This window comes from Nonomuraea sp. NPDC050663 (assembly GCF_044456985.1).
Lineage (GTDB): Bacteria > Actinomycetota > Actinomycetes > Streptosporangiales > Streptosporangiaceae > Nonomuraea.
Window position 1 is genome coordinate 12519 of sequence record NZ_JBITGL010000017.1, and the last position, 26120, is coordinate 38638.

General features: G+C 65.7%; 20 protein-coding genes and 1 pseudogene. 13 read left to right on the forward strand and 8 right to left on the reverse strand.

From position 1 onward, the window contains the following. The first annotated feature begins 5 nt into the window (after nucleotides 1–5). Complete coding sequence (locus ACIBH1_RS37840) at nucleotides 6–968, forward strand: endonuclease/exonuclease/phosphatase family protein (protein ID WP_397318859.1); 963 nt, start codon at nucleotides 6–8, stop codon at nucleotides 966–968. 51 nt (nucleotides 969–1019) lie between these two features. On the opposite strand, the gene ACIBH1_RS37845 is transcribed toward ACIBH1_RS37840, so the two are convergent. Both ACIBH1_RS37845 and ACIBH1_RS37850 read right to left on the reverse strand, forming a co-directional pair. Beyond that, entirely contained in the window at nucleotides 1020–1478 is a 459-nt protein-coding gene (locus tag ACIBH1_RS37845; RefSeq protein WP_397318861.1) for an FG-GAP repeat domain-containing protein, read from the reverse strand. Between the two features lie 2 nt (nucleotides 1479–1480). Continuing rightward, the gene (locus ACIBH1_RS37850) at nucleotides 1481–1606 is read right to left on the reverse strand and encodes a hypothetical protein (RefSeq protein WP_397318862.1); all 126 of its coding nucleotides are present in this window, start codon (nucleotides 1604–1606) and stop codon (nucleotides 1481–1483) included. 101 nt (nucleotides 1607–1707) lie between these two features. Here ACIBH1_RS37850 and ACIBH1_RS37855 point away from each other — a divergent pair, with 101 nt between their 5' ends. From ACIBH1_RS37855 to ACIBH1_RS37865, 3 genes are all read left to right on the forward strand, one after another. After that, nucleotides 1708–2277, forward strand: coding sequence for a tyrosine-type recombinase/integrase (locus tag ACIBH1_RS37855; protein WP_397318863.1), 570 nt, complete (start codon nucleotides 1708–1710; stop codon nucleotides 2275–2277). 132 nt (nucleotides 2278–2409) lie between these two features. Further along, complete coding sequence (locus ACIBH1_RS37860) at nucleotides 2410–2553, forward strand: hypothetical protein (protein ID WP_397318864.1); 144 nt, start codon at nucleotides 2410–2412, stop codon at nucleotides 2551–2553. Between the two features lie 637 nt (nucleotides 2554–3190). Next, nucleotides 3191–5842, forward strand: coding sequence for a tetratricopeptide repeat protein (locus tag ACIBH1_RS37865; protein ID WP_397318865.1), 2652 nt, complete (start codon nucleotides 3191–3193; stop codon nucleotides 5840–5842). 177 nt (nucleotides 5843–6019) lie between these two features. Here ACIBH1_RS37865 and ACIBH1_RS37870 read toward each other — a convergent pair whose 3' ends face one another. Beyond that, nucleotides 6020–7333 (reverse strand): serine/threonine-protein kinase, encoded by a 1314-nt coding sequence (locus ACIBH1_RS37870; protein WP_397318866.1) that lies wholly within the window; start codon nucleotides 7331–7333, stop codon nucleotides 6020–6022. A 113-nt stretch (nucleotides 7334–7446) separates the two neighbouring features. Here ACIBH1_RS37870 and ACIBH1_RS37875 point away from each other — a divergent pair, with 113 nt between their 5' ends. The 5 genes from ACIBH1_RS37875 to ACIBH1_RS37895 are packed head-to-tail and all read left to right on the forward strand — an operon-like array spanning nucleotide 7447 to nucleotide 16554. Further along, nucleotides 7447–9174, forward strand: coding sequence for a PD-(D/E)XK nuclease family protein (locus tag ACIBH1_RS37875; RefSeq protein ID WP_397318867.1), 1728 nt, complete (start codon nucleotides 7447–7449; stop codon nucleotides 9172–9174). Next, on the forward strand, nucleotides 9171–10097 hold the full coding sequence (locus ACIBH1_RS37880; RefSeq protein ID WP_397318868.1) for a hypothetical protein: 927 nt from the start codon (nucleotides 9171–9173) through the stop codon (nucleotides 10095–10097). The genes ACIBH1_RS37875 and ACIBH1_RS37880 overlap by 4 nt, the downstream gene beginning before the upstream one ends. Before the next feature lie 9 nt (nucleotides 10098–10106). Beyond that, on the forward strand, nucleotides 10107–11549 hold the full coding sequence (locus ACIBH1_RS37885) for a hypothetical protein (RefSeq protein WP_397318869.1): 1443 nt from the start codon (nucleotides 10107–10109) through the stop codon (nucleotides 11547–11549). Next, a complete protein-coding gene (locus tag ACIBH1_RS37890; RefSeq protein ID WP_397318870.1) occupies nucleotides 11480–13831 on the forward strand; it encodes a hypothetical protein in 2352 nt (783 codons plus the stop codon). The genes ACIBH1_RS37885 and ACIBH1_RS37890 overlap by 70 nt, the downstream gene beginning before the upstream one ends. Continuing rightward, nucleotides 13828–16554, forward strand: a complete 2727-nt coding sequence (locus ACIBH1_RS37895) for a pPIWI_RE module domain-containing protein (RefSeq protein WP_397318871.1) — start codon at nucleotides 13828–13830, stop codon at nucleotides 16552–16554. Before ACIBH1_RS37890 ends, ACIBH1_RS37895 begins: the two co-directional genes overlap by 4 nt. Before the next feature lie 575 nt (nucleotides 16555–17129). Here ACIBH1_RS37895 and ACIBH1_RS37900 read toward each other — a convergent pair. Next, the gene (locus ACIBH1_RS37900) at nucleotides 17130–18191 is read right to left on the reverse strand and encodes an integrase core domain-containing protein (protein ID WP_397318872.1); all 1062 of its coding nucleotides are present in this window, start codon (nucleotides 18189–18191) and stop codon (nucleotides 17130–17132) included. A 101-nt stretch (nucleotides 18192–18292) separates the two neighbouring features. Beyond that, entirely contained in the window at nucleotides 18293–18625 is a 333-nt protein-coding gene (locus ACIBH1_RS37905; RefSeq protein ID WP_397318873.1) for a hypothetical protein, read from the reverse strand. Between the two features lie 396 nt (nucleotides 18626–19021). Between ACIBH1_RS37905 and ACIBH1_RS37910 the strand changes: the two genes are divergently transcribed. Both ACIBH1_RS37910 and ACIBH1_RS37915 read left to right on the forward strand, forming a co-directional pair. Next, nucleotides 19022–19384, forward strand: a complete 363-nt coding sequence (locus ACIBH1_RS37910; RefSeq protein WP_397318874.1) for a PadR family transcriptional regulator — start codon at nucleotides 19022–19024, stop codon at nucleotides 19382–19384. Further along, nucleotides 19381–19887, forward strand: coding sequence for a hypothetical protein (locus tag ACIBH1_RS37915; protein ID WP_397318875.1), 507 nt, complete (start codon nucleotides 19381–19383; stop codon nucleotides 19885–19887). The genes ACIBH1_RS37910 and ACIBH1_RS37915 overlap by 4 nt, the downstream gene beginning before the upstream one ends. Nucleotides 19888–20383: 496 nt before the next feature. On the opposite strand, the gene ACIBH1_RS37920 is transcribed toward ACIBH1_RS37915, so the two are convergent. Next, nucleotides 20384–21739: an FAD-binding oxidoreductase gene (locus tag ACIBH1_RS37920; RefSeq protein ID WP_397319055.1), complete on the reverse strand. Its 1356-nt coding sequence runs from the start codon at nucleotides 21737–21739 to the stop codon at nucleotides 20384–20386. A 62-nt stretch (nucleotides 21740–21801) separates the two neighbouring features. Between ACIBH1_RS37920 and ACIBH1_RS37925 the strand changes: the two genes are divergently transcribed. After that, nucleotides 21802–22788, forward strand: coding sequence for a helix-turn-helix transcriptional regulator (locus tag ACIBH1_RS37925; protein WP_397318876.1), 987 nt, complete (start codon nucleotides 21802–21804; stop codon nucleotides 22786–22788). Nucleotides 22789–23000: 212 nt separating this feature from the next. Here the strand turns inward: ACIBH1_RS37925 and ACIBH1_RS37930 are convergent, their stop codons facing one another. Beyond that, entirely contained in the window at nucleotides 23001–23444 is a 444-nt protein-coding gene (locus ACIBH1_RS37930) for a winged helix-turn-helix transcriptional regulator (RefSeq protein WP_397318877.1), read from the reverse strand. A 133-nt stretch (nucleotides 23445–23577) separates the two neighbouring features. Between ACIBH1_RS37930 and ACIBH1_RS37935 the strand changes: the two genes are divergently transcribed. Continuing rightward, nucleotides 23578–24450, forward strand: coding sequence for an aldo/keto reductase family oxidoreductase (locus ACIBH1_RS37935; RefSeq protein WP_397318878.1), 873 nt, complete (start codon nucleotides 23578–23580; stop codon nucleotides 24448–24450). A gap of 56 nt (nucleotides 24451–24506) precedes the next feature. On the opposite strand, the pseudogene ACIBH1_RS37940 reads toward ACIBH1_RS37935, so the two are convergent. Continuing rightward, a pseudogene (locus ACIBH1_RS37940) lies at nucleotides 24507–25142 on the reverse strand (transposase); the annotation flags it as partial. Between the last annotated feature and the right edge of the window lie 978 nt (nucleotides 25143–26120).

Genomic DNA, 26120 nt, shown 5'->3' on the forward strand with positions numbered 1-26120 from the left:
CAGGCGTGAATCACTTACGTAGCGCACTTGTCATCGCGCTCTGTGCGGCGCTGATCGCGCTGCCTTCGAGCGTTTCGGCCTCGGCCCTGACGACATTCAACGTCTGGCAGTGGAATGTCTCGGGCAACAAGATGCACCACGGTTCGACGACCGACGGGCTGGTCTCCGAGGCCGTCAACTCGATTCTCGACAGCGACGCGCACCTGGTCGCCTTCAACGAACTCTGCTGGGGTCAGTACAAGGCCCTCCAGAGCGCGCTCAGAACGGCGGGGTGGCCCAACGACTCGACCAACTACTCCCGATTCGCCACCATCCTCGGTCCCACCGCGGGAGTGTGCAACGGCAATGAGGACTACGGCAACGCGATCTTCAGCAAGCAGCCGCTCTCACCGGCGAGCCGGTTCACGCTGCCACCGGACGGCACGCGCGAGCAGCGGAACCTCCTGTGCGCCGGACTGCTGACCACTCCAGGCGCGAGGTTCTGCACCACGCACATCACCACCAGCAACGCCCTCGCAGCCAACGGCAAGAAGAACAACGAGAACCAGCTGAACTTCGTGCTGGACCAGATGGAGGCTTACCGCGCGGACGGCCAGACGGTCGTCATAGCGGGAGACTTCAACGCGCAACCAGACTACGGCCGACTCAACAACTGGTACTCCAGCTCACTCAACACCGTGAACAACGGCAACAACACCGGTCACTACCGGGAGATGGACGACAACGATCCCACCGCATGCCTCGGCTACGGCGCGTGGACCGCGAACGCGATACCCGCGGACCCGTCCCCGTGTGCCGCCGTCGAACCGCGCTCGAAAGTCGACCTGATCTTCGTCAGGGAGGACCGGATCGCCGGAACGTATACCGGCAACGCCCTGGCCATCCCCGCCACCTGCGCGGGCATCCCCGAGGGTGCCTGCTCTGACCACCGCATCGTGATCGGCACTGTGCCGGTCCTGATCGGCTGACCCTTCCCCGTAGCCGGCCCGGCTTCCGCTACGTAAGCCGGGCCGGCCCTGTCAGAAGTACGGAGCCCAGCCGGGACCGACCGGGGTGGCTGGGCCGAACTTGTTACCGCCCTTGCCGTTCCAGACGGTCAGCGTTCCGGTTTCGTCGTGCACGGCGCCGATGTCGGTGTGGCCGTCCTGGTTGACGTCACCCAGGGACATCAGCGTGTTCTCGTACGTCTTCCAGCCGGGACCGAGCTCGATGGCGCTGGAGAAGGTGTTGCTGCCTTTGCCATTCCAGACGTGGAGCGTGCCGGTGTCCTTCTTGACTGCGAGCAGGTCGCTGATCCCGTCACCGTTGACGTCGCCTGCGACCGGGCCGGTGAAGAAGCTCCAGCCCGGACCGACCGGGGTCGCTGGGCCGAACTTGTTACCGCCTTCGCCATTCCAGATGGTCAGCGTTCCCGTGGCGGCAGAGAAGAGGTCGCCGATACCGTCACCGTCGAAGTCCGGCGTGGCCGAGGCGCCCATTCCTACGCCTTTCGGGTTCTGCGCGTGGGGAGGGTCTCCCAGCCCAGGAAGTGCGACGCCCCGACAGGGCGTTTCTGCTCGACCCACTTCTTGGCGTACGGCATGTCGTAGCCAAGGCGGTCGTGCATGGCGTTGTAGCCGACCCGTCCTGTACGGACCCGAGGTCGGCATCTATCTCCAGGCGGTCCACGACATCGACCCCGACACCGGCCTGTTCATCGTGACCGAGATGGCCACCGGCCTGCGCTGGGGCGAGATCGCCGGACTCCATGTGTCCGGCCTGGACCCGGCCGGATGCGTGATCCATGTGACTCAGACGTACGCCTACCTGCTGAACGAGACGACCAGCCGCCGGCAATGGCAGCTCAGGCTCTACCCGAAAGGCAGGAAGCAGCGCGACGTACCCATCTGCCATGAGTTGGCCATACTCCTGGCGCGCCACGCGAACGGTAAAAACCCTGGCCAGCCTCTCTTTCCGGAAAACGGCGGCGGCTACATCGACTACGCCAACCAGCGCAACAACGTGCTCCAACCCGCCCTCGAATTTGCCCACCAACGCGGGCTGGCCCAACACATCACCCCGCACGCACTTCGCCACACCATGATCACCATGCTCCGTGACGCCGGCGTAGCACCAGGCGTCATGCAACTCATCGCCGGACACGAGTCTTACCAGACAACCGCCAGATACTCCGGCCAACACACCCCTGCCCAACGCGCACTCATCCTCAACTCCGTCCACCCCATCATCAAGGCAGCAGAAATCTTGTTCAACAATCCAAGAATCGATCATGAATGACGGAACTCCGTTTCGCCGCCATGTTCAAAGGCCTCACGTGAATTCGTCCACGCCCCCTCGTGAGAGCACCTGCCAAGCGCTGCCATGTTCAGCCCTGCTTGGCTGCATGAGAAAATCACGCAGGATAGGTCCGTGGACCTATGGGACGACCCGGTCGAACTACGGATGCAGTTGGTCATCGCGTTGGTCGAGATCGCAGAGCTGCGTGAGGAGAACGACCAGCTCAAGCAGCTGCTCCTGCCGCTAACCACGGCCTCGGGCGAGCGCGATACGTAGGTCCTGTCCAGCCCCCTCCATCCCCGTCGATCAGCCACAGGACGGCTTACCGTATACAGACGCATCATCGTCTCCGCCTGAGAAGCTGGCGTTGGTCGGCCACCATGACGTGTACGCAACCCGCTTCTTCAGCCGCAGTCCGGCAGGAACGGTGAAGCCCGGCGGAGACAGAGTTCTGAGTGTTACCGCTGCCGCCGGTCTTGATCACAGCTCCGCGAGGACGCGAGCTCGTCCTCCGAGTCCATGACAACGGGCCCGACATCTCCCCATCGGCGGTGTCCTCGATCTTCGGCCGCTCACGATGCCTGCCGTTCCTGCCAGGCCGACGGCACGGGCGTAGGACTGGCCATCGTCGCGGCGGTCACCGAGCGCACGGGGGCGCGTCCAGGTGACGAGTTTCCCGGCGACATCGTCTTTGCGGTAAGACTCTCTGCCGCTCCAGAGGGACCGCCCCTGCTCGAGGAGGACGACGAACCCAGCCCGGACCGATTGTGAGATGCTCCCGTCAGCGGATCTGCGAGGCGGCGGGGAGGCCATGGACGAGTCCCATCACCGGGCCGGGGCCAGATCATCAGCTGGTGGGGCGAGAGCCGCGCGTGGCCTCACCTTCCAGGCTCAGGTTTTCGCCTGGTGGGCCGTGCGCGCCATCGTGGAGATGCCGCTGACCGAGCTCGGGCTTGGCACCGCTGTGCGGATCGAGGAGGTGGGGTGTGAGACCGGGCTCCCCGTCGACGATGTGGGCGTCACCGTGTCCGGCGGCGGGTTCATCCTCATACAGGCGAAGGCCGGGATGAGACGGCTGGACGCGCAGACCGAAGATCTGGTGAAGGCCATCGACCAGATAGTGCGCGCCTTCGTCGACGGTATCCACACGAGTTCGGGCGTCCGTCCCGTCGACCACTCGCGAGACCGGCTCGTGATCGCCACGAACCATGACGGGAGCCGCGCCTTCGACCAGCTGGGCATCGTGCTCCTGCGCCTCCGTGGACACCCTGCCGACCTCCCTCTCCGGGCGGCGGCACCGACGATCTCCCAGCGGAGGGCGCTCGAAACCTTCATCGAGGTCGTCGTAACCCGTTGGACGGCCATCATCGGCCATGAGCCCTCCGATGCCGACTTGCGAGCGTTCCTTCAGTGTGCTGAGGTCATCCGGCTGGATCTCAAGGAGCCCGACGGGATCGACCTCTTTCGCAGTGAGCAGGCCCTGCGGGCGGCTCTGGGTGACTCGCTCATCGACGAACCCTTCACCAAACTCGCCGGGCGCGGCAGCGAAGCAACAGCGGTCCAGCGGTGGTGGCGGCGGGAGGAACTGGTCCAGGCCGTGCTCCGCGAGGAAGGGCATATGCAACCCGCGGCCGGCCCGCGACGCAACCGCCTTCCCGCCCTCCCTCAGCCCTACGTGCGCCGCGGCGACCACGATCTCCCCGACGCCGGACCGACGGCGGAGCGTCTCCGCATCGCTGTCACCGGCGGCCCCGGCTTGGGAAAGACCACTCTCGCCATCGACATGGCCAACGAGGCTGCCCAAGACTTCCCCAATGGGCAGTTGTTCGTCGACTTCCGAGGCTTCGGTCCGACCGCCGCCATGTCGTCCGCCGAGGCGGTCGAGGCGCTCCTGGAACAGATGGGCGAGGACGCCGCGGCCGCAGGCAAGAACCCGGAAGGCCGCCGACTGCACTACCTGGACGCGGTCGAGGCGAAGCGGTTCGTCATCGTCATGGACAACATCCAGGATAGTGAGAGCGTCCTCCCCCTGCTCCCGCGCCACGGGCCCTCCGCCGTCATCGCCACCAGCCGCACCAGCCTGGGCACCCTCCTGCGGAGAACCGACGTCACGCACCTTCACCTGACTCCACTGCCGACCCACGAGTCCCGGGATCTGCTGATCCGGCACATAGGCGCCGACCGAGCGTCTGCCGAGCCCGCGGCAGTCGCCACCGTTCTGGCCGCCTGCGGCGGCAACCCCCTAGCCCTGGCAATCGCCGGATGTCACATCCGACACCTGCCCGAGCTGTCACTGGACCAGATCGTGTCCGTTCTGACCGACGCCGACAGCCGACTGGACTTTCTCGACCTACACGAGCCGAGCTCCGCGCTCCGCACCGTCTTCTCCTGGACGTATCTCGCGCTTCCAGCCGAGCTGCGGGATTTCTTCGTCCTGGTCGGTGCGGCCCCGGGCCCTGACATCGACAGCATGGGAGCCGCCGCGCTCGCCAGCCCCGAGGACAGACGAACAGCGTTGGCCCTGCTCCGCCGGTTACGCCATTTCCACCTGCTCCAAGACAGCGCGCACGGTGGCTTCCAGATGCACGAGCTCCTCCGTGACTACGCCCTCTCCCTCTGCCGTGGGGATCGGCGCCTCCAGGACCTCCACGACCGTGCCGGCGAAAGGCTCATCAAGCACTACGCCGACCTGGCCACCGCCACGAGCCCCGGCACCCGTCTCAATAGCCAGGACTCGCCGCGCTTCCTCGCCGCCGTGCGGTACGCCGAGGAACACGGCCTGGAGAGCAAGGCCCGGGCAATCGTGGACTCTCTCATCGAGAACATGTGGTACCACGGGCGATGGGACGATTGCGCGACGATGTTGCGCTCGATCACGGACGACCCATCGAAGCCTGAGGACCCGGAGATCCGGTCCTACTTCCTCCGCCAGTTAGCCGTCACCCTGCGCCGGCTGGGAGCACACACCGAGAGCGTCGAGTACGGCCGGCAAGCCTTGACCACGCTGGGGCCGGGACGATCGGCGCGAGCGCAAGCCGACTGCCGCTATGTCCTGGCGGTCAGTCATGCCTACGCGGAGGATCACGAAGCTGCCCTGGAGCAGTACCACCTCGCCGCCGACGGATTCCGGGAGGCTGGAGCCGAAAGCGGGCTCGCGGACGCCCTGAACGGCATCGGCTGGAGCCTGGCCATGCGGGGAGAACACCAGGAGGCCCTGACGTACTGCACGCGGGCCGCCGACCTGCACGGCGAGCTGAACGTCCTCAATAGCCGGGCAGCCGATCTCGACAGCATCGCTTGCATCCACCAGTTCCTCGGCGATCACAAGGCCGCGCTCGGCTACTTCGAGCAATGCCTTCGCCTGTACAGGGAAATCGGCTACCGCGCCAACGAGGTCCGTACGCTGGACAGCCTGGGCGACAGCGCGCTGGCGTCAGGTGACCGGAACAGCGCCATCGAGCACTGGCTCCTCGCCCTCGCCATTCTTGAGGACATCGGTCAGGGGGACACCGACCAGGTCCGCGAGATACGTGCCAAGGAGGCGGCGGCATCATTCCAGAAATAGCCATCGCCGGACAAGTGGAAGCGATATACTGGCGCAGTAGCTTAGCGGGCCGAATGCTCCGCGGCTTCCCGCGGAAACTCTCAGAACCGGGAGACGCTATGACGAAGAAAAAGCGGCCCACGAATCCGAAGCGACCGAAGCGATAGTACGAGACGGGCGGGCCAACTTCCTCGCCTGTCATTCTTTCCCCGACTCGTATCTCCTGAGCAGTTCACGCACTTCCACTGCCCGCCTGTCCCGTCTGCCCAGTTTGATGTCGAAGATCCGGAGCATGTCCCTGAGCTCGCCGACCGCCTCGCCCACGCGCCCCACGGCGTGGAGCCACTCCGCGTAGAGCCGCCAGGCCCGCACAGCCCCTTTCCCCACGTCGCCCTGCTCCCGCCTGGCCTCCTCCATCACGTACTTGACAAGACGGAGTGCCGCGTCACGGTCGCCCGAGTCCCAGAGCTCGCGCGCATGTCCCATCTGCGCGTCTCCCGCCGACATGGCGACCCCCGCCACCGCGACCGTCGCCGGGCGGAAACTGTCGTCCGGTCGCGCGAGGGGAGCGAACGGCGTCCTGAACGGCAGCGTGACATCGAACTCCGCAGGATGGCCGATACCCGGAGAACCTACCGCGGGGACATGCCTCCTCATCAGGGCTGATACCTCACGGGCACCGACGAGGCGCTCCGCCGGATCCTTGATCAGCAACCGGTCGACGACCTCACCCAGGTCCCGCGGAACCGCTGGCCTTCGCTCACACAAAGGCTGCGGGTCCTTGTACAGATGCGCGGCGTCGAGGTCCGCGGCTGTGGCCGCGAGGAATACAGGTCCCCCCAGCAGCTCGTATACGACGATTCCCAGCGCGTAGAGATCGGCCGCCGCACCTCCCGGGCTGGCTCCCTTCAGAACCTCCGGCGCCACGTATCCACTCGTTCCCGGGCTGAAGTACCTGCTCCTGGTAATCCTCGACTTTTCGGAGTCGACGATGAACGCCACGCCGAAGTCGATAACCTTGATCATTCCCGAAGGACTGACCATGAGGTTAGCCGGCTTGAGATCCCGGTGGACGACGTTCCCCTCGTGCGCCACTGCGAGCGCCGAACACAACTGCACCGCCAGGCACGCCGCCTCCTCCGGCTCGAGAAAGCCGCCCCTCTCATCCTGCAGGTCCTCGACGGTCTTGCCCTCGATGTACTGCATAACGAGGTAGGGAACCTCCCATCCGGAAGAGCCGTGCCAGGCGCCCCGGTGGTGAACGGCCGGGATCGCCGGGTGATCGAGAGCCGCCGTCGCCAGGGCCTCCAGTTCGAACCGTCGGCGCAGGTCGTGGTAGTCGTCCGTCGAGAACGCACCGGTCTCGACGATGGCGGACCTCTCGACCATGAACTTGATCGCGACCTTCCGCTCGAAGTCTCCATCCCACGCAAGCCAGACGTCGCCCATCCCTCCGCGCCCCAGCCTGTGTTTGAGTTCGAAGCGGTCGTGGATTCTGTCCCCGACGTCCACCACACCTCCTGTACGGCTGCCCCACGCAGCCAGAAAAGCCTTTTGGGCTAGCAAATTAATCGGCTCTTATGCACAGCGGAAGCTCATGCTAACCTGACGCCCCCGGAGGTCAAATGAGCCCACCGAACCACGAGGACGGCAATGCCGTCATCCGTATCTACAGTAGCTCTGCCACAACTTCTCAGAAGAGTTGTCCGGCCTACCTAGCCGCCAAAACCGACTACTCGGTGAAACGGCCGGAAAGAAAAAAGTTCTCACGTTTCGCCGACGTGGCTTTCTCACCCTTCAGTGCCGTCCTCGAACTCGTCGAAAACCGCCAGGTGCCGCTGGACGAAGCCTTCTCTCACCTTCCCCTCCGCGGCGACTCGGCGCGTGACATCGCCGGCGAGCTGATCGCCCCGCTGCACGAGGGACTGCTGGCGTGGACGCATGACGCAGTGCGCAACTACCTTCGCGCGCTCGAGGAGGACTGTCACCTCCAAACCGCGACCGGCCTCCGGCCAGCCGGGCCCTGGGTGCGGCCCTATCCATCCAGGGACGCCGTCGTCAACTCCCGTCCCCATGAGCTCTGCGCGTGGGGACGCGGCTACATCTATCGCCACGAAGACGACACCGTCCGTGAGCTCCGCATCCCGGTCATGGGCAGAGCGGGCGCCAAGCGACGAGCCGACGCAGAGCTGGCCACCGCCGCCCACGTGCTGGCGACGGGATCCTGTGTCGACCGGGATGTCATAGACAGGAAACCCGGCCCCTACCGCGGTGGCAAGCCGTTCCCGCTCCTGCCATTCACCGCTTCGTCTCCTGCCACCGTACTCCCGAGCCGGGTCCGTCTCGTGGAGATCGGATGCGTGGACGGGTTAGCGCGAGTGCTCTACGACGATACGGCCGAAGCCGCCAAATCCTTCTTCGTCTCGGCGGCCGCCGACACTCTGAGCGCACTCCGCCGTCCGGTCACGGAGATCGCGGGACGAGACTGCCTTAACTGCAAAATCCGGTCGGAGTGCCGTCGGCTCCACAGCGCTCCCGGGTTCTTGGACATCCGTGACTCGTCCCTCCCGAGACGGATCTGGTCGGTGACGACCGGAAGATACTTCAACGACTGTCCCGCCAAGGCACATTTCCGCGCGCTAAGCCTCCCGCCCGACGAGGAGTCCGAGAAGACCGCGTTCGTACGCCGGGGTGATGCCGTCCACGCGTGGTTGAAGCGGCTGCACGGCAGGAAGCCCAGAAGGCCCTGCGCTCCAGACGACCTCCCGGAGAACCCCGACTCCTGGTCGGCGGGCGAGTGGACGTTGGAAGGCGAGCACGCGCGGCATGGAGCGGCGATGCTCGCGGCTCACCTGGAGGTGTGCCCCTTCCTGGACACGGCGCCCGACAGCACCGCCTACCCCGAGCAGACAGTAGCCGCCGACGACCGGCACGCGGACGTCCTCATCGTGGCGGACGCCGATCTCCTCTACCGGCGCGACGGTTCGTGGGTGTACCGCGAGCTGAAGACCACGGCAGGCGATTTCGTGGCCGACGGCGCCGACCTGCTGACCCGGTACCAGCAGCTCGCACTCGCTGTGCTCTTGTTCAAGACCGGGGCGATTCCTGCGGGCCCGCACTCCGCCGTCGAGCTGGAGCTGCTCACCCCCACCGGACCCGACATCAGGGTGATCGACCCGAACTCGACGTCGGTTCAGGAAAGGGCCAGAGATATGATCTACGGCCTCACCCGGAGCTGGCACGCGGACGAGGAACACCTCGCGATGCCCAGCGAGAAGGTCTGCGGCCGCTGCTCCTACCAACGATGGTGCCCGGTCTCGCCGAGGAACACGCAGGATCGGAGCGCTCCATGACGGACGATCCTCGCCCCCCGTCCTCGCCCACCGCCTTCGATCACGCCAGGGGCGAGGCCTACGACGAGGCAGAATCCCGGCGCATCGTCGGTATGGTGGCAGCGACGGTGGCACAGCTGGCGGACTGGCCGAAAGAGGAGGCTTTCAGTGTTCCCTACCCGCCGCTGGCCCAGCACGTGGTCGACCGTATCGCCCTCATCGGCGTCCTGAGACACCCCGGCGGATACCGCCTGACGCCCTACCGCAAACAGCTGAGTTGCCCCCGAACACTTGCCGACCTCATGACCCTCTGCTGGAGCAGCCCCATCGACGCGTGGCCGTTTCTAAGCCTCCCCGACGACGAGGATCTGGCCGGACTGCTCGTCGAGCTGGATCCGATCCGTCCGTCGGAGCTCTGCCTCAGACTCGCCCTGGAGTTCCGTCACCCGGACGCCCCCGACAGAAGGCTGGAACGGCTCGCGCTGCTGGAGGCGCGTTCACTCTACGAGGAGGCCGGTCATCCCGACGGCTTCCCGGCATTGCTCGAACGACTGATAGACAATCCCGTACTGTCCCGCGAGGACATCGCCTTCCTGAAGCTGGAGCGGATCGGCGGCGTCCAGGTGACCGACGAGCTGATCAACATCCTCTACCTCCGCGTTCACGAGCGATACTTCAGCTCCGCGGAAAAGATAGCCGTCTGTGCCCATTGCGGCCTGGTCCTGGTGCCCGTCAGAGGCGATTCCGGAGATCGCTGGCAGTGCGAGACCACGAAGTGTCGCGGCCACCGCAACGTATTGGTCGGCGCCGTACGCCATGTCGCCGAGGATCTCCACCACGCCGCACGGCCGATCCGCGAGTTCGTCATCGCGCCCCACCGGCTCCGCACATCGGAAGGCTCCAGTCGCCAACCCCCAAGCCCGCTCAGGGACGTCGAATACTGAGAGGCTCGTATGCGTAACCTTCGCAACCACCTCCGTGACGCGTTGTCGGCCATCCCTGCTGCGGAAGCCGCTGAATACGACGATCTCCGCAAGAGGCTCGACTACACCGTTGAGCTTGGGCTCCGTGTCATCGAGCTGGTCAGCCCGCAGCTCGCTCCTATCGACGGGTGGCCCTTGTTCGGCGGGTATCCCTTCTCTCGCGCCCGAGGCCTTGTCGCGGGCGGGCCGGACGACAGGCTCCGCCGTATCCTGCGCGCAGCCCGGTACCACCTGGAGTCCATGCACCGGCGAGAGGTATGGCGTTCCGCCCTGCTGCGGTACCGGCACCTGCCGGAGCGGGACCGCGCGTACGACTTCGCGGAAAGCCTGGCCTGGCCGGCGGTTCGGAAACAACCCTCGCTCGCGGCGCATCGCCTGGAGATGTACGACGCCCTTCTGAGCTCTGCCCCGCCCTTCACCACGAGCCGAATCACCATTGCGGATCCGGGTCCGCATCTCTTCCATGGGCGCACCATCGGTGCTCAGCACATCACCATCCCCGAAGACCTGCCGCCTCCGGTGAACTCCCGTCTCCCTCTGGAGCCCCAGCACCTCCAGGAGCCCTTCAACCAACCCGTGGAATCGCTCCGGCAGACCGCCAAGAAGATGGCGGAGCTCGACCAGCCGAATCAGGGCCAGTCCAAGGCGCTCACCGACTGGGAATCACGGTATCTCGGCATGCAGCTCTCCACGCTGGACGAGGAGAGCGGGCGCTTTGCCAAAGCCGATCGGCTGGTCGTCGACGGTCTGCTCAACCTCATCGGGATTCCAGGAGTGGGCAAGAGCACACTGCGCGACATCCTCGCCACGCACGCCGTGGCCGAACTGGGACAGCGCGTCGTCCTCGTCGTCGGCGATGTCGCCGAGGCACTCCGTGTGGCACAGGGCTTCAACAAGTTGCGTGAGGCCGCCGACCGAAAGATCGAGGAAGGCGTCAAGGCGTACACCGGATGGGACAGGCTGCACGCGATCCCCCTCATCGGAGCATCCACCCGTGACCAGCACACCAGACGGCTGCACCGGCGGCTCCGGCAGGTCTCTCCGCTGCCCCTCCTACATCAGGATGCCGCGTTCGCCTACCTGAGCACCGCCTGCCCGCTCAGCGCGCTGCGGGGTGCGGAGGCGGACGGGCCTCTGCCGTACCAGGAGGCTCCATGCCAGTCGCTGATCCCGCTGGACCACCCCCCCAAGGGGGCGAATCCGCGGCCGACCTCACGGAGGAGAAGCGGAAGCCCCGGCGGGGATGTCCGATCTGGAGCCACTGTCCGAGGCACGATGCCGCACGAGGGCTCCGCGAGGCGACCATCTGGGTCGCCACTCCTGAGGCTCTCACGGTCTCGTCGGTGCCCGTTCAGCAGAACCCTGAACGCATCCGCTACCTGGAGCTGGCCTGCAGGACCGCAGACCTACTGATCGTGGATGAAGCCGACCAGGTCCAGATCAGGTTGGATCACCTCTTCGCCCCGACCGCGACCTTGTACAAGCGGGGCGACGACTCCTGGCTGGACGAGATCAACCGGCACAACGTCGCCGAGTTGGCACGCGAGGGCCGCATCCAGCTCTCCAACGAGATGGTCCAGCAATGGACCGCCGCGCTGGACACCGTCTCGACCGCGGCCAATCGCATCTACGCCATGATCGTGAGTGACGACGAACTTCGCGACTGGCTGGGGTCGGATCTCTTCACCGTCTGGTCGCTCCAGCTCGAGCTCGTGGGCCAGTGGCCCGCGACCCGGCTGCCCGACCGTGTTCCGTCAGCAGCCGAGTGGGTGAACCCCAAGCATGAGACGAGGCAGGAGGCGAGCGCGAAGCTGCTGGCCTACCTGAGCCAGGACCCTGGCGTCGCTCAGGAGTCCCGCGACAAGCGACGCGAAGCGATCCTGAAGATACTCGACGGCTTCCGTGACGATCCGGTTGGCGACAATGACGAGGCCGAGCTCTCCGACGACGCGCCAGCCAGGGAGACGCTCCAACTGGCGGAGCTCGCCCGACGCCTGGTCACCAGCAGGCCGGGCAGCCCGAGGGTGGCCGAGGAGCTCAACGCCCTTCTTGCCCAGCTCGCGGGCTTGCGTGACCCTGAGGAGCTCTCCGGCAACGATCCGAACGCCGAGGTAAGGGAAAACGTCAAAGAGGAGCTCCGTCGGGAACGCCGCAGGTTCGAGTTCACGCTGCTCGTCGCGATCCTGCATGACCGGCTGAACCTACTGACGACGCTCTGGCCCAGAGTGGAGATCGCGCTCAATCTCGATCCCTCCGCCAACGCGCTCTACCACAGCTCCCCGACCGACTACGCTCCGGTGATCCCCGAGTCGCCCATGGGCAACATCCTGGCGTTCCAGTTCATCCCCGACGCCAGGGACGTCTATGCGAAGACGGGCGAGCTGAGGTTCATCCGGTGCACAGGGGTGGGCCGCGAGCTTCTGTCCGTTCTTCCCACTCTGCACGCCGTGGACGGCAGCCATGGACCCAATGTGGTGCTGATGTCCGGAACGAGCTGGGCAGGCGCATCCACCCGTTACCACCTGGCCGAGCCGGTGAAGGCGGTGCTGCATGCCAAGGCACGCGTAGAGGAGCCGAAGAAACCCTCCATCCCAAAGATCGCCATGTTCACGTCCTTTGTCTATGACGCAGTCCAGGACGCCTCACCACGGGACCCCATGAGACCCCTGCAGCTCTCCGGCACGTCGTCCGACCGGAACGACGTGTTGTGGAAGATGCTTCGCGGCCTCGCCGATCCGGATCCGGCGGACCGAGGCGGGCGTTCCAGGTTCACGCAAGAACTCGAAAACCTGCCGCCCGCCCGTCAGCATCTGCTCGTACTCACCGGCAGCTACAAAGACGCCAAAGAAGCGGGCCGAGCTCTCCAGAGCTTTAGAGAGTGGAGGGACAGGATCTGCGTCCTCATCTCTGACGACGAAGAAGCCGCCGACGTCCCGCGGCACGACCAGGACATGAGCCGAGACGCTTCCACGCTCCGTCGTGGCGACCTCGCCACCTTCGGCGCGACCAAGCACACCATCCTCGTCGCACCGCTCCAGTCGGTCGAACGAGGACACAACATTCTCAACGATCAGGAGAAGGCCCTCTTCGGATCGGTCTACTTCCTGGCCCGTCCCCTTCCCACACCTAGCGACGTCAGCGTGCTCATCCACGCGCTCAACGACCTGACCGTCCGCCGTACCCGTCCCGGCGGTACCTTCGACGAGCTCGTCCAGAGCGCCATGTCGCTGGACGCCGCCGGCCTGGAATGGCGGAAGCAGGCCCGCAGGGAGCTGCATTGGCTTGCCAACCGGCAGCTGATGTGGAAACGACTGAGCGACAGCGACCGCGAGTACCTCACGTGGGATCTGCTCGTGGTGATGTGGCAGGTGATCGGCCGGTTGACCCGGGGCGGCGTGGGTGCTCGCGTGCATTTCGTGGACGCGGCCTTCGCACCCAAGCGCGCCGCGGGGCTTCGAGGGGATAGCCCGCGCTCCAGTCTGCTGGTCAGCATGCGCGACGTCCTGGCCCCATATTTCGGGGACGCGCCGGATTGGCAGCGCCGTCCCGCTCCTCCGCACCGGCTCCCGGCGACCGAGGCGAACATCTATCTCGCGGGCGCCCTCTACCGGCCGCTCTACGACGGCCTGAAAGAGCTTCTCCTGCAGTCTCCCAAGGCCGTCCCCCTCCATGGCGACGAGAGGAGATGGCGATGAAGTACGAGTCGATCACCCTGACCGCCTACCAGCCCTCAGAGAACTCACTGGTCAAGCCCTTCCAGGTCCTGCATGTCCCTAAAGAGCTACGGGCGGCGTTCGAGAAGGCCCATCGGTCGGGGCTCGGCGACACCCCCACCGACAAGGTGAAGACCTTTCCCATTAGGTCACTCAATGCGCTCCTTCCCCTGGCCGCACCGGATGTGATCTCGGTGGGCCAGCGGGCCTCCATAGAGGACGATGTCCCGTGGCTCTACGCCCATCACCCCGTGGACGACCGGATCGTCCGAGGGCTGCTGGGGGTCTGGCTCCTCGGCATGCGTGGCGAGGAGGACCTCCGTGAGCACGCCTATGGCCTGCTCATGGGAACCGCCCTACCATGGCAGACCAAGTTCGCCGACCTGGCCGGGCGTGTCTTGGGCGATGGGGAGACCGCCCAGCCCGAACCACCCTTGTACCACCTGCTTCCCGACTACGTGGCCCGCCTCATCCAGCGGCATGGCGAGTTCAGGGGAGCGAACGGACGTTCCTGGTCGTTTCTCGAGACCCCGACCACCGACCGGAGAGCGCAACTCGTTTCATGGCCCCCGCGTGGCGATCTGTCGGAAACACCAGGGGCACTGTTCTCCTACGTCATCACCATCACGGTGCAGACCGTGCCGTTCACCTCGCAGTTCCGGCTGCACGTGCGGACGGGCGTCCGGCGCTGGGTGACCGAAGTGAACGCCCAGGGCACCGTCTACACAGCAGGCCGGTCGGCGTCCGTGCACGTGATCACCGACACGCAGTGGCCTGGAGTATCGGGAGACAGCACCCGGATCGCGATCCACCAGCTTCGCTACGACTCCTGGAGAGCCGAGCACACGTGGCGGTCCATCGACAGGCCCGACCTGCTCCCAGCAGCCAGCCTGGTGCGCTCCGCGGTGGACGCGGCGGATCTGGGGAGGAATCCCAGAAAATACCTGGAGGGACTCGCGGGCATCAGGGCAGGAATTCCCCACCATACGACCATGGGAACCCACGGAGTGGGCGCCGGGCTCATGTCCGCGGACAGAGTGCCGCTCATGGCGTGGATCGACGAGGCAATCTCCCCCGAGTTCACCCGTGCCCCCGCTTGCCGTCGCGCTCCTTGGCCCACCAAGCCGTCCAACGCGCCGAAGAAGCTCCTGGCACCCAGGAAGGTAGCCGAGGCCGATCGCGTGCGGAGTCTGGAGCACATGAAGGCGGAGCAGGCGGTCAGGGAGGCCGTCGAACGACGCCGATTGCTCCGGGAGGCACTCGATGGCGCACCGCTGGTCGCCCGCGTCCATTGGCAGGAAGAAGCGACCCGCGACGCCCTGGTCACGTCCCTAAGCAGATTGCTCGACCTGCCCGCTCCGGACGGCGCGGAGAAAACCCTCACCTGGCGAACGCCTGAGCTCGACGTGATCCTGCAAGTACGGCCCACCGGGGACATCGGCGCCGCGCTGGAGGTCAGCGCCGCCAAGACACCCAGCAGCGAACAGTTGGGCGAGGCTATCGCCAAGCGGCGGAGCGAGATCGCGGACGCCATTAACGACGAGACCGGACCCAGGCCGCTGGTCGCACTGGTAGAGATCGAGAAGGATTTCAAGATCAAGCGTTCCGACTCGAAGTTCGCCGTCCGGCTGGGCTACGCCGACGCCGGAGTGATCACGCAGTTCCTCCAAACCGCCGTAGACAAGGCTCTGATAAAGAACCGTCCCCACCGCGCGAAGATGGCGTGGATCGACGCGTTTCGACAACTCGGAGCCTCACGCTTCCCGCGGCACACCTTCGTGGACACATTCCCAGGGGACCTGCAGTATGTCGCGGTATGGATGGCGAAACGCAGGAAGGACGGCCCTACCCGCCAGGCCATCCGGCAACTACTCGCCATCAGAGTGCGTCCGGCCGACGGCGTGCGCGGAGTGTCGGGCTGGATCGAGGACGAACGCCGCTGGGCACCCTACCCCGAGTACCTGCTGTGGCTGGCCAAAGGCGTCGACTCCCACGCTTCCGCAGGCGAGATCGCGGCGGACGACGAAGCTGCCGAGGACGGCACCCAGAGCTCCTTCTCCCAGTGGGACAAAGAGCAGAAGAACTTGCAGAGGAGAACGGCTGCCTTTCTCCGGCCGCTGCTGGCGCAGCTACGCGATCGGCCGACGCTCTTCATGGTGCATGCGCAAAATCTCCGTGGGGGCTGGCCGTGGCTGAACAACGGCATGGTCATGCGGGATCACATCTGGGTCGACGACGGCGCCCCCGTGCCCGTCGTCCTTTGGGGGAACCGGCTGCGTCTCCTGCGGGTGAGGGACAGCAGCCGCGACGAAACCCCTCAGTGGTACGCCACGGACGGCAACCACGGGATCCCGGCCGGCCTCTGGCCCCTCACCGAGACGCACGGCGAACGGGTCTTCTACAGCTCCACGGATAGACCCGGCACCGCGAAGAAGGCGTCCATCAAGGCACGGAAGGAGGGTGCGCGGATTGACCGGACGGGCAAGGAAGTCCGGGACACCGACAAGAACGCCTTCAACCCCAATCTGCTGGAGATCGCGGTCCTCGCCTGCCAACGCGGAGAAGAGCCCGGCGAGTGGGCCGCCTGCGTCCACCAGTTGCGCCACGCACCCGACATCGACGCGCCCCTGGCCCTTCCCTTCCCTCTTCACCTAGCGAAGAAGGCCGTGGAGTATGTGCTTCCCAACACCAAGGACGATGCCTGACCGCAGCTCAGACCGAGAAGGAGATTTGGATGGACGTTTGCTGTCGGCGTCGCGGCGCCCGTGGGGCTGCGTGTGACGACGGTGGGGGCGAGCCTGGGTTCGTCGTCGAGCCTCGCGTCCCGTCTTCGGCCGTGGATCCAGGTACCAGCTCCCGCGGGAGATGAAGGAACGGCAAAATGAGAACGGTCGAGGGACGGCGCCCACCCTGTCGTTGCTCGTTGGATGCTCTTCAGCATGTGGTACGGCGCACCACTGGTTGCCATTCTCGGACATTTCGGAGGATGAAACCGGTGACCAAAGCGGCACATCGCAGCACAGAACGACAGGGCCCGACACAAGGGCTGTCGACTTTTAATCCGTAGGTTCCGGGTTCGAGCCCCGGGCGCCCTGCCAGCACCTTCCTTGATCCACCGGTCGAGTCAACGAAGATCAACAGGCCCCTGGCAGACCAATGCCAGACCATCCGGTTGGGGATCATGATTTCACCGCTCCCCCGGGTCGCCGAGGGATCATCGCCACTGCCTGTGCGGTGCAAAACGCGGACACTGCTGCTGATCTGGGCATTTACCGGGTGATCAGGCTGCTCTGCGGTACTCGTTGATCAGACCTGCGACGGTCCTTCGACGGTGAATCCGGGAAGTCATGTCGATCAGCTTGCTGGCAGCGTGCAGCGGCGGGCGCAGCGAACGGCCCTGATGCGGGCGATGATGGTTGAAGTGGTGTTCGTACTCGGCCAGGACCTTACGCAGGTGGCGCTCACCATGGATGAGCAGGTGATCGAGGCACTCACGGCGTAGCGTTCTCACGAACCGCTCCGCGAACGCGTTCGCCCGTGGCGACCGTATGGGCGTCTTGATGACCCGCACGCCATTGGCGGTGAACACCTCATCGAATGAGTGGGAGAACTTGCCGTCACGGTCTCGGATGAGAAACCTGAACGCGCCGGCGCGCTCGTCCAGGTCCATCAGCAGGTTCCGGGCTTGCTGGGTGGTCCAGGCGCCGGTCGGGTTGGAGGTGATGCCCAGCAGGTGCACGCGGCGTGTCTCGATCTCCATGACGAACAGGACGTACAGGCGTTTGAGGAACACCGTGTCGACGTGCAGGAAGTCGCAGGCCAGGATGCCGGAGGCTTGCGAGGTGAGGAACTGTCGCCAGGTTGGCGCGGTCTGGCGTGGTGCTGGGCCGAGGCCGGCCGCGGTGAGGATGCGGCGGATGGTGCCCTCCCCGATCTGATGGCCGAGGCCGAGTAGTTCACCCTGGATCCGTCGGTGCCCCCATCGTGGGTTCTCTCTGGCCAGCCGGATCACCAGCTCACGCAGTTCATTCGGGATCGGTGGACGTTCGGTTGCGTTGGGGTACGTCCAGCGTTGGCTGACCAGTCGACGGTGCCAAGCCAGCAAGGTGCCCGGTGTCACGATCCTATGGAGGCGAAGCTGCGTGGGTAGCAGTCGCGCCAGTGCGGCCAGCAGCGCTCGGTCGGCCCAGTCCGGTCGCGGTCGGGAGACCTGACGACGTAGGACGGCGACTTCATGACGCAGCACCAAGATCTCCACGTTCTTGGAAGTGTCGCCCCGCGCGAGTAGCGTCAACCAGCCGAACAACCGGACCATTAGCAGATACAGCAGGCGTAGACACACGAGTGCCGAGGATAGAAGGCCAGGCCAGATGCCATGGACGAGTTTTGGCACGGCACAGGCACACGCTCCACGGGATCAGCCCTACGTGGGGATCCGCGAGGTCAGTCCGACAACGGAAGACCCACCCGACGCCCGAGACCAAACTCCTCCGCCTCATCATCTGTAACCATCGCGTAGATGCCAGGTGGAACTCCGTCGAGCTTGCCCACCTTCGATGCAGCTCCCAGCAGGGCAGCTTCGTCCGCTCCGGTGATGAAGAAGATGTAGATGCCTCCCCATTCCTCTCCGTCGTCGAACACCTCGACCTCGTCGGATTCTTCCAGCTCGGCCAGGAACTCTTCGATCTCATCGATCCATGGAAATTGATATTCGGACTTCGGAACTCCTTCTCGCGGTACCAGCGGGACATGGATCTCTACCAGCCTGTTTGCCATGCGCGACATCGTGTCAGGCACCGACGGGGTGCATCACACCGGGTTGTTCCCGGTGTGATGCGGGCCATTTACGGGCCAAGATCATCCCAGCCCTTGATCCATACCCATCCGCCCTGCTCAAATACCTCATGCACGACGAAGGTCGGATCCGCTTTAATCGGTAGGTTCCGGGTTCGAGCCCCGGGCGCCCTACCACTCCACACCCTATCTGACCAGGGGTTTCTTGGCTTTCCGAGCTCCTCTGTGAGGTGAGAACGGCCGAGTTCATGCTCGTCACATGCTCTTCGGCACGGGTTCGGCATGTCGGCAGGCATGTATGGAAGGCCGAATGCCCCACAGAGACGGCGGTCAGCAAGTCGCCGCGCACTCCTTAATGTACCTAGGTACGTTAGAGGTATGGCAGGGATCGAACGGGTCACCGGACCCACCCTCGATGTCCTCGAAGCGCTCCTCCGAGCGCACCAGAAGGACGAAGAGCTGCACGGCTGGGCCATCATCAAGGCCACAAGGCGCAACGGCCCCACGGTCTATCGCGCTCTCGACCGGCTCCACGAAGCCGGATGGATCGAACGACGCTGGGAAGAGCTCGAACCCGACAACCCCGGCCCCCGGCGCCGCTACTACTCCCTGACCGGCGAAGGCGTCCCCGCCGCTCGCGAGCTGCTCGAGCAGCGCCGCCCTGCGGCGCTGCGGCCCAAGACGGCGTTCGGCTTCGCCCCTCCGTCTTGGCTTCAGGGGCTGGCCAGGGGTGCTCGTTGACCAGCTGGGAGATCTTCCTCGGTGTGCTGCTCGGGCTGCTCGTGAACGAGACCTGCGAGGTGTCGCCCTGGCTCGCCAAGAAGCTAGTCCGCCGTGCCGCCTATCTTCAGCTTCGCGATCCGAAGGAAGCCGCCGGGCGCGCAGAGGAATTGACCGGTCTGATCAACGACCGGCCAGGCAAGTTGTTCAAATTGGCAACAGCTGTTGCTTTTCGGGCGAGCGGGGTTGTCGTGGCCTCGCGGTACGCCATCAACGGATGGGTGAGGACGATCTCCACCAGGGTGGAAAAGCTCAGCGTGGCAAAAAGCCTTCGTGAGGCCATGCCAGCGGTGTTTCTTGCGCTACTTGCCCTTGCAGCGCCCAACGTGAGTACTAGGTGGAAGCGGCAGCGACAGCTGCGGGCGATCCTTGAGTATTACAGGTCCATGCCAGAAGAGGGCCCGGGTTCGCTAGCTGAGTTGCGCGAGCAAACCAGAAAGTCGGTGATGGCTAACATTCGATAATGATCGAGTGGCGCTCCTCCGACTGGATGCACAACCACCAGTCTTGGTTCCGCTACAACCCATGAAGGCGGCCACAACCCCCGAAAGAGGCGCGCGGCTGGTCCTGGGTTCCCGAAACGTGAGCAGAACCGCCAAGGCGGCCTGGTCGCCGGGTTCTATAAGCAGCACCGGGTGCTCGACGGCGATCCGTTCTACGTCGAGGTCTGACGCCGTAGGGCATGATCCGATCATGCCCTACGCCGCAATTTCTGCGTCGGCCTTGACCACGTACACCTACCAGGGCCTCGGCACCGGACACCTTGTCTTGCAGGCGTAGCGACAGGAGGTGTCGCTCTCCTGGAACGTGGCCAGGCCGGCGCTCTTGACCCGCAGGGTGGCGGCGGTCACATGGTCGCCATATGGGCTCTGAACTGCGAATCAGCTTCTCGGGTCTCCTCAGCTCGCATCGTTGGCTGTACGACGACGTGCTGGCCCAAGTGATCGGCCTGTGGGGGTTCTACCCGGCGAGGGGGAAGGAGTGGTTGGCGTGGAGCAGGCCGTGCGGGTCGTACTGGGTCTTCAACTTGACGAGCCGGTCGTAGTCCGCGGGTGCGAACGCAGAGCGGATCTCGTCCCCGCTGAGCGGGCCGAAGGTGAAGTTGAGGGAGCATCCGAGCGCGTCACCGGCAAACGGCGCGAGAGCGGCGCGGTGTGTCTCACGTACTACCTGCTGTTCACCGGCTTGCACCGGTGACAGGACCCACACCGCATAGGTGGCGTCCCGGTGCCCGATGGCGTTGGGGGTGCGGGGTTCGCGAGCGAGAGCGCCACCCAGGTGCCGTACTCCCACCACGGTCATGACCGGAGCTGAAGGGCCGGCGGCCTTCGTCAGATCTGCCAGGTCCCGCGGGCCGAGGTCGTTCACCAGGACGTTTCGCGACCGGTAGGCGTGAGGTTGGTCGGGCTCGTCAAACACGGTGCCGGAGTCGGCGTAGGGAAGTTCGCGGAGCGTGTCTCGCAGAATGGGCCCGAGCGAACGCAGCGGTTGGGCCAGCCGGCGCCCGTCCTCCTGCGGGCCGGCGTAGGAGATGGCGATCTGGGCGACCTGGCGCCCTCGCAGGGGTTCGGGCAACATCGGCAGGTCTGGGTAGGTCAGGGTGGACACCGCCGAGGTCATCTCATCGGGCATGGTGGCGGTCCAGCGGTGCCATGCCTCCAGCACGTCGGGTACCTGTTCGACCTCAAAGGACAGGCTGCCGCCGTAGATGCGGGCGACCGGGACCAAGTCGATCTCCATTGCGGTGACCACGCCGAAGTTGCCGCCACCACCGCGCAGTCCCCAAAACAGGTCGGGGTCGGAGTCCGCGGTGACCTGATGGAGTCGTCCGTCGAGGGTGACCAGGTCGATGCGGCGCACGTGGTCGGCGGCGAAGCCGTACCGCCGGGCCAGCAGGCCCACCCCGCCGCCCAGTGTGTAGGAGACCGCGCCCACACCGGGGGAACTGCCCGAAAGCGGTGCCAGGCCGTGTGGCGCGGCCGCCTCGATCACCTGCTGCCAGGTCGCGCCCGCCTCGATGCACGCGACGCGGGTCTGCGGGTCGACGCGCACGCCGGACATGCGGCGCGTGTTGATCAGCACGCCCTCGGTCGGAGCGGCGAGGCCGTGGCCGCTGGCCTGCACCGCCAGCGGTGAGCGGGTCTCGGCGGCGAATTCGACTGCGGCCTGCACATCCTGAGTTCCGGTCACGGCCACGATCACTGAGGGTTTGTGCGGTTCGAGGAGCTGAAAGCCGAGCCGCTGCTCGTCGTATCCCTCGGTGCCGGGCAGGTACAGCGGGCCGCGCGTGCGTTCGGCGAGTTGCCTGGTGTTCATGCCGCCCAAGCTAGAAGGCCTTGAGGACACATCTTGTCCACAACAAGGGCCATGCTGAATCTGTGAGCAAAAAAGCTGGGTCATCCCGTCAGGATCTGCCGGGGCGGCTGCTGCGCCTGCTGTCTCTTCTGCAGAGCCGACGCGAATGGTCGGGCGTCGAACTCGCCGACCGGCTCGGCGTCAGCGGTCGCACCGTACGCCGCGACATCGACCGGCTGCGCACGCTCGACTATCCCGTGGAGAGCATCACTGGCATCGCAGGCGGCTATCGATTGTTGTCCGGTCGGAACCTGCCGCCGCTGATGCTGGACGATGAGGAAGCGATCGCGGTCGCGTTCGGACTGGTCACGGCGGCGGGCAGCAGCATCGGAGGGATCGAGGAGAGCTCGATCCGGGCCTTGGCGAAGCTGGAACGGGTCCTGCCGCCCCGGCTGCGCCCCAAGCTGTCGGCTGTCGGGGGCACTACCGTAGCCATACCCGCGCGCGGCGCTCCCCGCGTCGACCCGGTGTCCCTGGCCGTTCTCGCCTCGTGCTGCCGCGACATCCAGGTGATGACCTTCACCTATCTCGACCGCTCCGACGCGGGCAGCACGCGCCGCGTCGAGCCGCACCATCTGGTCACCGTGGCGGGCCGGTGGTACCTGATCGCCTACGATCGCGATCGGGCGGGCTGGCGTACCTTCCGAGTTGACCGGATCACGCACCCTCGCCCCTTGCCCGACCGTTTCCTCCCGCGTCCGCTGCCCGCACCCGACCCGGCCACCTACCTCACCCGGTCCTTCGCCACCGCCAGATACCGCCACACCGCCCGTGTCGAGGTGGCGCTCAGTGCCGACCAACTGCTGGCCCGGCTATTCGCTCACCTCCCTGGAGAGATCGAGCCAAACGGGCCGGACGCGTGCACCATCCACCTCAGCGCGGAGTCCGCCGAACTGATCACCCAGTACGTCGCGGCGATCGCAGCGCTCGACGCCGTCTTCAGCCTGGTGAGCGCCTCAGGGGAGGTCCAGGCACGTCTCCGCGACCTTCGGCAACGGTTGCCGTATTGAGGTGGCGCTGCACATGACGGTCATGACTGACCACCATGCCGGACTGGGCCAATCGGGCGCTCCATCTTCGGCATCGGGGATCACTGGGGCAGCCGGGCTGACCGCTGTCGATCACGGCGTCCGGCGACGTCGGCCGGGTGCCGAGCCTTCAAGAACCAACGTTTCGAGAGCTTGCTCGGCCGGCCGCCTGGGGGGTGTCAGGGGCTGTTCCGCTAGGAGGTTTGTGCGTCGTGCTTGTCACGGTTGGCCAGGACATGGTCCATGTGGGTCTGTGCCCAGCATCTGAGCTCGCGTGTCAGGTGGTGGAGTGAGAGGCCCAGGTCGGTCAGCTCGTAGGTGACGGTGACGGGCACTGTGGGGGTCACGGTGCGGGTGAGCAGGCCGTCGCGTTCCAGGGCCCGCAGGGTCTGGGTCAGCATCTTCTGGCTGACGCCGGCCAGCAGCCGGGCGAGCTCGGAGAAGCGCATCGCCTTCGGGGCGGGTGACGCGCCCACCGGCCCGGCAACGCCTGCTGATTCGCCGCCCAGAGCGCACAGGATCAGGACAACCCACTTGTCGGAGATCCGGTCGAGGAGCTGACGGCTGGGGCACACCGCCAGGAACGCGTTGTACTCCGCCTTGGCCTGCGCCTTCTCGGCGGCCTTCGTCGTCGCCACTGATCTCGCCCCTCACCCTCAGAGTTAGTTACGCACTCTCGAGTGCCTACTTCCCATTGGGAAGCATATCTCCAATGCTTGTGCAAGGGGCCAGGAGATACCAACCCCCCAGCAGGAAGCGAAAGGCACGACGATGACCACGCCATCCACATCCCTCCCCGGCGGCGCCTGGACGTTCGGTGATTCGATCGTCACCCGGTTCGGCTACGGCGCGATGCAGCTCGCCGGCCCGTGGGTCATGGGCCCGCCCGCCGACCGCGACGGCGCCCTGGTCGTCCTGCGCGAGGCGGTCAGCCTCGGGGTCACCCATATCGACACCAGCGACGCCTACGGACCGCGCATGACGAACGAGCTGATCCGCGAAGCGCTGTACCCCTACCCGCAGTCGCTGTTCATCGCCACCAAGGTGGGCGCGACCCGCGACGCGCAGGGCGGCTGGCCCACCGCCCGGCGTCCCGAGGACCTGCGCAAGCAGGTCCACGAGAACCTCGACTCCCTCGGCGTTGAGAGCCTGGACCTGGTCAACATGCGCATGGGCGACGCACAAGGCCTCCAACCTGGCTCGATCGCCGAGGCGTTCGAGACGCTCGCCGACCTCCAGCGAGAGGGTCTGATCCGCCACCTCGGGGTCAGCAACGTCACCGCGGAGCAGGTCGCCGAGGCGCGCGAAATCGCCCCGATCGTGTGCGTGCAGAACATGTACAACCTCGCCCACCGCCACGATGACGACCTCGTCGACCAGCTCGCCGCCGACAACATCGCCTACGTGCCGTTCTTTCCCCTGGGCGGCTTCACACCGCTCCAGTCCGAGACACTGTCTCAAGTCGCGAGCCGACTGGAGGCGTCGCCGATGTCCGTCGCGCTGGCCTGGCTGCTACGGCGCTCGCCGAACATTCTGCTCATCCCAGGCACGTCCTCCACCGTCCACCTGCGCGAGAACATCGCGGGCGCCGGACTGTCCCTGTCCGAGGAGGATGTGGCCGAACTGGACAGCATCGGCCGCTGAACGAGCGCCGGCTCAGCGGCACGGACGATCACTGCTGGTGCTGTGACCGGAAACGATCACCGGGTTGGGTGAAGGGGCCAGGCTGCCGGTGTGACGGGCCGACCATCCCAGCGGATGCCCTTCTCGCTGCGAATGCGGGCGCGTTCGCGGCGTTGAGCGGCGAACACGTCGGGATGGCGGGCGTTGGCGTTGCGCCAGCGCAGGGAGGAGTGCAGGGCTCGGGTCTGGATGGCGTGATTCGGGTGGTCGGAGCTGGCCAGGGTGGAGTGGCGCAGAGGACGAGGTGGGCCTCGATCGGGTTGGCCCAGGAGGCTTGGGTCGATGTGAACAGTAGCTTGACCTTGTGTTTCTTGACCCAGGTGCGGATGCGCCAGTTCTTGTGCGCCGACAGATTGTCCAGGATCACGTAGATCGGTGCGCCGTCGGGACGAGCGGGCCGGATCGATTTCAGGGCGGCCAAGGTGTGGTCGATACCCTTGCGCACCCGGTTGACGCCCCACAACAGATCATCACCAACGGAGTAGCAGCCGTGGAAGTACCGCACGCCCTGGGTACGGCGGTAGGTGGTCGGCAACCGGTTCGGTTGCCTGGCGGGTGCCCAGCCTGTCCCGGTCGAAGGCGCAGGAGCGCTCGGGGCGGTGGGTGAGGGCGCACGCGATCTCGTCCAGCTTCGTGCCGAAGTCCGGGTCGGGCTCACCCAGAAGAGTGTGCAAACTTCGAAGAAGTCACAGACCAGCAGTGCATGGGCCTGGCCGCGCAAGAAGTCGGTCCAGGCGGTGTGTGCCCGTTCTGGAGATGGATCGATGCCGTGGGCTTTGAGCATCCCGAGACCGTGGAGGCAGCGACCTTGATGCCGAGCGCGGCCAGCTCTCCGTGGATCCGCCGGTATCCCCACGAGGAGTTCTCCCGGGCCAGCCGCAGCATCAGGGCGCGGATGAGACGGACGGTTCGCGGGCGTCCCCGCCGCCGATGAGCACCGGCTATGGCGTGCCGGCGCCGCGACAGATCATGATGCCAGCGCAGGATCGTGTCAGAGCGGATCAGCAATGTGAGGCGGCGCAAGGTGTCCATCGGGCAGAGGATGCAGCAGCCCCGCGAGGCGGAACCGGTCCTCCCGTGCGAACGCGGGCTTTGTTCACTTGCCGTTGCAGAACGGTCAGCTGATGCCAGAGCACACAGATCTCGAATGTCCTTCTCGCGATCGCTCACGGACAGCAGCCGCAGAAATGAGAAGACGGTCGTCACCGTGAGGTAGGCCAAGCGCAGCACCACCGATCATCATGCCGTTCGCCGAGGCACTCAAAACACTCACTGGCCCGAGATCGCCCATTCTGCCTACGACCTGCGCGGACGAACATATTCGGCACCCGCAGCCATCAACCCACATGATCGATTGCAGTCCAGCAAGAAGGCCCACCCATGCGGATCAGTACAGGATCAATACAGGTTCCATCTAGGGGCCACACGAATAATCAGTTCTCAGCGCCGGGCGCCACCCGGACCCCCGTTCCACATCTCAGATGGGACTGACGTGGGCAGATTTAGCCGTTCCACCGTGGCCCTTTTCGCTGAAGACATCGCATTCACGGCGCTGGCGCCAGCGCCGTGAATGGGATGCCTGCAGCCTTGGCGTGGTGCTCCGTTAGGGCGGGTGCGTCCTCGTGCAATTC

What these genes read in the sequence shown, in the direction of transcription:
- ACIBH1_RS37845 (WP_397318861.1), bottom strand. Translation starts at nt 1,478, where the DNA reads ATGGGCGCCTCGGCCACGCCGGACTTCGACGGTGACGGTATCGGCGAC.
- ACIBH1_RS37850 (WP_397318862.1), bottom strand. Translation starts at nt 1,606, where the DNA reads ATGCACGACCGCCTTGGCTACGACATGCCGTACGCCAAGAAGTGGGTC.
- ACIBH1_RS37855 (WP_397318863.1), top strand. Translation starts at nt 1,708, where the DNA reads ATGGCCACCGGCCTGCGCTGGGGCGAGATCGCCGGACTCCATGTGTCC.
- ACIBH1_RS37875 (WP_397318867.1), top strand. Translation starts at nt 7,447, where the DNA reads ATGAGCCCACCGAACCACGAGGACGGCAATGCCGTCATCCGTATCTAC.
- ACIBH1_RS37880 (WP_397318868.1), top strand. Translation starts at nt 9,171, where the DNA reads ATGACGGACGATCCTCGCCCCCCGTCCTCGCCCACCGCCTTCGATCAC.
- ACIBH1_RS37885 (WP_397318869.1), top strand. Translation starts at nt 10,107, where the DNA reads ATGCGTAACCTTCGCAACCACCTCCGTGACGCGTTGTCGGCCATCCCT.
- ACIBH1_RS37895 (WP_397318871.1), top strand. Translation starts at nt 13,828, where the DNA reads ATGAAGTACGAGTCGATCACCCTGACCGCCTACCAGCCCTCAGAGAAC.
- ACIBH1_RS37905 (WP_397318873.1), bottom strand. Translation starts at nt 18,625, where the DNA reads ATGGCAAACAGGCTGGTAGAGATCCATGTCCCGCTGGTACCGCGAGAA.
- ACIBH1_RS37910 (WP_397318874.1), top strand. Translation starts at nt 19,022, where the DNA reads ATGGCAGGGATCGAACGGGTCACCGGACCCACCCTCGATGTCCTCGAA.
- ACIBH1_RS37920 (WP_397319055.1), bottom strand. Translation starts at nt 21,739, where the DNA reads ATGAACACCAGGCAACTCGCCGAACGCACGCGCGGCCCGCTGTACCTG.
- ACIBH1_RS37935 (WP_397318878.1), top strand. Translation starts at nt 23,578, where the DNA reads ATGACCACGCCATCCACATCCCTCCCCGGCGGCGCCTGGACGTTCGGT.